Source organism: Bacillota bacterium, from assembly GCA_036504675.1.
Classification (GTDB): domain Bacteria; phylum Bacillota; class Sulfobacillia; order JAJYWN01; family JAJZPE01; genus DASXUT01.
The window spans coordinates 1-6,186 of the sequence record DASXUT010000006.1 but is presented as its reverse complement, the minus strand read 5'-3'; the positions used below and the strand labels follow the sequence as shown (position 1 = coordinate 6,186).

Below are 6,186 nucleotides of genomic sequence, written 5' to 3'. Positions count from 1 at the left end.
CAGTGGCCATAGGCGTCTTCGACGGGGTCCACCTGGGGCACCAGAAGCTCCTCCTGGAAGTGGTCGCCAGGGCTCAGGCGCGGGGTTTTGAGAGCTTGGCCCTGACCTTCGAACCGCATCCCCTGAAGGTCCTCCGCCCGGCCGCCGCTCCGGCCCTGTTGACCAGCTTCGATGAGAAGGTCGCGTTGATCGGGGCCACCGGCGTGCAGACCCTCTATGTGCAGGCTTTTGACAAGGAATTTGCCCGGACGACGCCGGCCGATTTCGTCGGGCGGACCCTCAGGGATACCCTCGGGGCATCCCTGGTGATGATCGGCTTCAATTTCTCCTTCGGAGCCGGCGGACAAGGCACTCCACAGATCCTCCTCGAACTTGGGCGAGCGGCCGGGATGCAGGTCGAGGTGATGCCGGCCTTCCGCTGCCACAGTGTGACCGTATCGAGCACGGCCGTACGGCGGCAGATCGCCCAGGGGGCCGTCGAGGTGGCGGCTCAGATGCTGGGCCGGCCATACGTCATCAGGGGGACCGTAGGCCACGGCGACGGGCGGGGGGCAGGGCTCGGCTTTCCCACGGCCAACCTGGCCATCCCGAGCGACCGGGTGGTGCCGGCCAACGGCGTCTACGTCGTCGGAAGCAAGGTCGGCGGGACTGACCGGGCGGGGGTGGCCAATATCGGCCGACGGCCGACCTTCGGCGTCGGCGAGCGCGGCCTGGAGGTCCATTTGCTCGACTTCCAGGGCGACCTTTATGGGATGGAAGCCGAGGTTGCCCTGTTCAAGCGACTGCGCGAGGAGATGACCTTTGGCTCGGCCGAGGAGTTGAAGAAGCAGGTCAACAGGGACATCCGCCGGGCCCGCGAACTGCTTGCCCCGGGCCTCTCACCGTTTTACAATCCGACCTCGATGTGCTAAAATAGGGTGGCGTGGCGACCGGAACCAACGTCGCCTTATCCGCGAGCTCAGATCGCCCGAGTCTCCGACGGCTTTCTTGGCTCACGGGGATACCAAAAAAGGGGGTGGAAGGGCAGATGGCTCTTCCAACGGACAAGAAGCAGGCGATCATCGACCAGTATCGGTTGCACGACAAGGACACCGGCTCGCCGGAGGTCCAGATCGCCATCCTGACCGAACGCATAAACTACCTTACCGAGCATCTCCGGGAACACAAGAAGGACCATCATTCCAGGCGCGGCCTGTTGAAGATGGTCGGCCAGCGCCGGGCGCTCCTGAACTACCTGCGGGAAAGCGAAGTCGAGCGCTATCGGAAGATCGTCGAGCGTCTAGGGCTAAGGAAATAGGCGGGGGAGTCCCCCGCCTTTCATTTTTTCCTGTCGGCAGGAAATAATATTTTTAGCGTCGAAGCAGAAGCCCCAGCAAAAAGAGGGCATTGAGAGTCTGTTTGTGATCTAAGGAGGAACAGTAGGGGTGCAGAAAAACTACACAATGGATCTGGCCGGTCGCCCGTTGACCATCGAGACGGGCAAGCTGGCCAAGCAAGCAGGCGGGGCCGTCCTGGTACGTTACGGCGACACGGCCGTCCTGGTGACCGCCACCGCCTCGGCCGCGCCCAGGGAGGGCATTGATTTTTTTCCGCTCACTGTTGACGTCGAGGAACGGACGTACGCGGTGGGACGGATTCCGGGGGGGATCTTCCGCCGTGAGGGCCGGCCGACCGAGAAGGCCATCCTCGAGGCCCGGTTGACCGACCGCCCCATCCGACCCCTCTTCCCCGAGGGGTTTCGTAATGACGTGCAGATCGTCGCCACGATCATGTCCGTGGACCACGACCACTCCCCGGAAATCTGCGCGATGCTCGGGGCCTCCTGCGCCCTGACCATCTCGGACGTCCCCTTCGGCGGACCGATCGGGGCGGTCATGGTCGGGATCGTCGACGGCGAGTACGTCCTCAATCCCACCAACGAGCAGTCTCAGAAGAGCGTCCTGCATCTGACCGTGGCCGGGACCAAAGACGCCATCCTGATGGTCGAGGCCGGGGCCAAGGAAGTCTCGGAGAAGGACGTCCTCGGGGCCATCCTTTTCGGCCATGAGAAGATCAAGGAAATCGTCGCCCTCCAGGAAGAGATGCAGCGGGAGATCGGCAAACCGAAACGCCAGATGGCCGTCTTCAAGGCCTCTCCGGAGGTGGACCAGGCGGCTCGCGCCGCGGCCACCGCCGAACTCCGCCGGGCCGCCCAGAACCCGGACAAGTTGGCTCGGGAGAAGGACACCCAGGAGACGATGGCCCGCTTCATCGAGCAGTTGTCGGAGCAGTTCCCGGATCGGCAGAAAGAAATCTCCAGCGTCCTCGGGAAGATCCTCAAGGAACAGGTCCGGGACATGATCGTCAACCAGGGAACGCGGCCCGACGGCCGGCGCCACGACGAGATCCGCCCGATCACCTGCGAGGTCGGACTCCTACCGAGGGCCCATGGGTCGGGCCTCTTCACCCGCGGTCAGACTCAGGTGATGACGGCCACCACCCTCGGGACGGTGTCCGACGTCCAAAAACTGATCGACCTCAGCCCGGAGGAGTTCAAGCGGTACATGCACCACTATAACTTCCCCCCCTATTCGGTCGGGGAGACGCGGCCGCTGCGTGGTCCGGGCCGGCGCGAGATTGGCCACGGCGCCCTCGCCGAACGAGCCCTCGAGCCGCTCATCCCGGGCGAAGACGAGTTCCCCTACGCCATCCGTCTGGTCTCCGAGGTCCTCGAGTCCAACGGCTCGACTTCGATGGCCAGCGTCTGCGCGAGCACTCTGTCACTGATGGACGCCGGCGTACCGCTCAAGGCCCCGGTGGCCGGAGTGGCCATGGGCCTGGTCCAGTACGATGGGAAGGTCGCCGTGCTCACCGACATTCAGGGGATTGAGGACGCCCTCGGCGATATGGACTTCAAGGTGGCCGGGACGCATACGGGCGTGACCGCCATCCAGATGGACATGAAGATCGCCGGGATCAACCGGGACATCCTCGAGCGGGCCCTGGAGCAAGCCCGCCAGGGACGGCTCTTCATCCTGGACAAGATCCACGGGACCATTGCCGAGCCGCGGCCGGAACTCTCGCCCTTCGCCCCGAGGATCATTGTCATGCAGATCGACCCGGACAAGATTCGCGAAGTCATTGGTCCGGGCGGCAAGACGATCAACAAGATCATCGCCGACACCGGCGTGGAGATCGACATCGAAGACGACGGCCGCGTTTACATTGCCTCGACGAACATGGAGAGCGGGCACAAGGCGGCCAAGATCATCGAGAACCTGATCAAGGAGGTCGAGGTCGGTACGACCTACCTCGGCAAGGTCATGCGGGTGGTCGATTTCGGCGCCTTCGTGGAGATCCTGCCCGGCAAGGAAGGCCTGGTCCGCATCGGCGAGCTGGCCGAGGGCCACGTCGACCGGGTGGAAGACGTTGTCAACGTGGGCGACGAGATCATGGTCAAGGTGATCGAGATCGACCGGCTCGGCCGAATCAACCTGTCCCGGCGAGAACTACTCCCCGGGGCCAGCCCGCGTTCAGAGCGGGAGACTTCCGACCGCGGCGGGCGGGGCGGTCCGGACCGGGGGCGCGGGGGCGGTCCCGGCCGACCGGGACCCCGCGGGTACGACCATGACGACCGGCGCCGGCGCTGAGCGAGGCCGGCGGCCTTGAGGTTCGGCGCGCACCTGTCGATCGGCAAGGGCTGGACGTCGATGGCCGGCACAGCCCGGGAGGAAGGGATGGAGACCGTCCAGGTCTTCTCCCGGAGTCCACGGGGCGGGGCGGCCAAGCCCATTGACCCGAAGGAAGCGGCCAGGATGCAAAGGGAACTGGAGGACGGGGGGGTGACCCCCCTCGTCGTCCACGTTCCCTATTTTGTCAATCTGGCCACCGATGTCCCGAACAATCGCGAGTACACTCTGGAGACCCTGGCCCTCGACCTCGTCCGGGCGGGCACGCTCGGGTCGCCTTTCGTGGTCACCCACCTGGGGTCGTCTCCAGGCGACCGCGACGAGGCCCTCGAGCGGGTGGCCACGGCCGTGGCCGCTGTGCTGGAAGCCTCGCTCAAGGCCGACCCGGCGGCCGAGGGCGTCGCCCTGCTCCTGGAGAACAGCGGTGGCGGGGGCGGGGATGTCGGCGGGAGCCTCGGGGAAATCGCCACGGTCATGCGGGCGGTCGGCTCGGGGAACGTCGGGCGGCTCGGCGTCTGTCTGGACACCTGCCATGCCCTGGTGGCCGGGTACGACCTCCGGGGTCGGGCCGGGCTGCGGACTTTTCTCGACGAGGTCGAGGGAGTCATCGGGCTTGCCCGGGTGAAGGTCCTTCATCTCAACGATTCCCTTGGCGAACTCGGGTCGCACCGCGACCGGCACGCCGCCATCGGCCAGGGCCACGTCGGCCTCGAGAGCTTCCGGGCCCTGGTCGCCGAGCCACAGTTGGCCGACCGGCCGGGGCTTCTGGAAACCCCGGATGAAGGACGACTGGCTGATCTTGAGCGGCTGAAAGCCATGCGCGATGAGATGGGAAGGTGACCACGTTGACCCCGGCCCGCCGGCTCTTCAAGGGCTCGACCCGGTCGCTGGTCCTGGCCGTCCTCGGGGCGGTCTTGGGCCTCGGGGGCGGGCAGGCTTCGGCCGCCACCGACGGAACTCTGGTCCGCATCGGCGTCGGCGAGCAGGACGCGGCGGTGGACGTCCGGGTCGGGGGCCTGGCCACGATGGGCGGGATGTCGCTGGCCCTGACTGAACGCGGGGCGTCCATCCGCTTGGCCGGCCCGGCCATCACCAGCCGGGCCTTCGCCTCGGCCTGGCTGGCCCGGGCGATGGCCGCCGAGATGGAAGCCGCCGGACTGCGGCCCGCCGTCTGGGCCGAGGTGGCCGGGTACCGAGCCGCCGGCGGGCCTTTCCGCGAGCCCGCTCAGGCCGACCAGGAAGTCTCGGCGGGCCGCCTGGCCGGTCTCCCGGTCGAGCGCGGAGCCGTCCCCGATGGCCGCCCCGAGGCGGCCGGGCTCGAAGTCTTCACCGCCGAAGGGCGGTCCAGCGGGGTCGTAAGCGGTCCGATCGAGGTGGTCCGGTCCGCCGACACCGAACTGAGGGTGAATGGACGACGCTACCGCGGCGACTTCACCGTCATTCGCGGCCCGCAGGGGCTGCTGTCTGGGGTCAACCGCCTGCCCCTGGAGCAGTACCTCAGAGGGGTGGTGGCCGAGGAGATGCCTTCCTCCTGGCCCATCGAGGCCCTCAAGGCCCAGGCCGTGGCGGCCAGGACCTATGCCCTGGCCAACCTGGGTGGCTTCGAGAAGTACGGCTACGACCTCAGCGCCACCACCAAGAGCCAAGCCTACGGCGGCCGGGATAGCGAACGGGCTTCAAGCGACGCGGCCGTGGACGGCACGCGGGCTCTGGTGGCGACCTACGACGGGCGGCTGATCTCGACCTACTATCACGCCCATGCCGGCGGGCGAACCGATAGCGCCGCCGACATCTGGGGTCTTGACCGGCCCTATCTGCGTGGGGTGGCCCAGACCTACGAGCGACCTTACCCCTGGATGGTGGTGTACACCCGGCGGTCTTTGGAGCGGCTCATCGATAAGCTGCTGCCGGAGGCTACCGGTCAGGCCGGGGCCGCGGTCGGCCGACTCCTGCGGTTGACCTCCGGCCGGCCGACCCCGGGCGGGCGGTCCCGCGACGTGACCGTCGTGGGGACCAACGGTCGGTACACGATAGCCGGCGAACGGTTGCGTGGAGCGGTCGGCGCGACGCGGATGAAGAGCCTCAAGTTCGACCTCCGGGCCTGGCCTGAACGCGCCTTCCTGGGCCTGACCGGGGTCGCGCCACGGACGAAGGCGAGCCGGTTCGCCGTCCGGGTGGGCGGGGTGCCGACCATCCTCGCCCTGACCGGCATCGGGCAGGTCTTTCTGCCGGGACCGGCGGCCAGTCAAACCCCGGGCCTCTTCGTCATCGAGGGGCAGGGGTATGGCCACGGCGTCGGCCTATCCCAATGGGGGGCCCATGAGATGGCCACCCGGGGCTTCACCTTCGAGAGCATCCTCACCCATTTCTACCAAGGGGTCAAGGTCGGGCCGTACCGGCCCGTCCGGTGACCGCCGCGGAAAGGAGCACCCTTCGGTTTGCTGACTAAGCTCAACAATGGCATCGCCGTGGTCACTGAGGCCATCCCGTACGTCCGGTCGGTGGCCGTGGGGATATG

Annotated in this window: 5 protein-coding genes; all 5 read left to right on the top strand. The window is 67.1% G+C overall.

What is annotated here, in order from left to right; genetic code table 11:
• Positions 1 to 911, top strand: a 911-nt coding sequence (locus tag VGL40_00415; GenBank protein ID HEY3313737.1) for a bifunctional riboflavin kinase/FAD synthetase, incomplete at its 5' end; no start/stop codon positions are given.
• Positions 912 to 1,027: 116 nt separating this feature from the next.
• Complete coding sequence (gene rpsO, locus VGL40_00410; GenBank protein HEY3313736.1) at positions 1,028 to 1,297, top strand: 30S ribosomal protein S15; 270 nt, start codon at positions 1,028 to 1,030, stop codon at positions 1,295 to 1,297.
• Positions 1,298 to 1,442: 145 nt separating this feature from the next.
• Complete coding sequence (locus tag VGL40_00405) at positions 1,443 to 3,629, top strand: polyribonucleotide nucleotidyltransferase (protein HEY3313735.1); 2,187 nt, start codon at positions 1,443 to 1,445, stop codon at positions 3,627 to 3,629.
• A 15-nt stretch (positions 3,630 to 3,644) separates the two neighbouring features.
• Positions 3,645 to 4,508: a deoxyribonuclease IV gene (locus VGL40_00400; protein ID HEY3313734.1), complete on the top strand. Its 864-nt coding sequence runs from the start codon at positions 3,645 to 3,647 to the stop codon at positions 4,506 to 4,508.
• Entirely contained in the window at positions 4,505 to 6,079 is a 1,575-nt protein-coding gene (locus tag VGL40_00395) for a SpoIID/LytB domain-containing protein (GenBank protein ID HEY3313733.1), read from the top strand. The genes VGL40_00400 and VGL40_00395 overlap by 4 nt, the downstream gene beginning before the upstream one ends.
• Positions 6,080 to 6,186: the final 107 nt, after the last annotated feature.

Coding starts and splice junctions, on each gene's coding strand:
- rpsO (HEY3313736.1), top strand. CDS start 1,028: ATGGCTCTTCCAACGGACAAGAAGCAGGCGATCATCGACCAGTATCGG.
- VGL40_00405 (HEY3313735.1), top strand. CDS start 1,443: ATGGATCTGGCCGGTCGCCCGTTGACCATCGAGACGGGCAAGCTGGCC.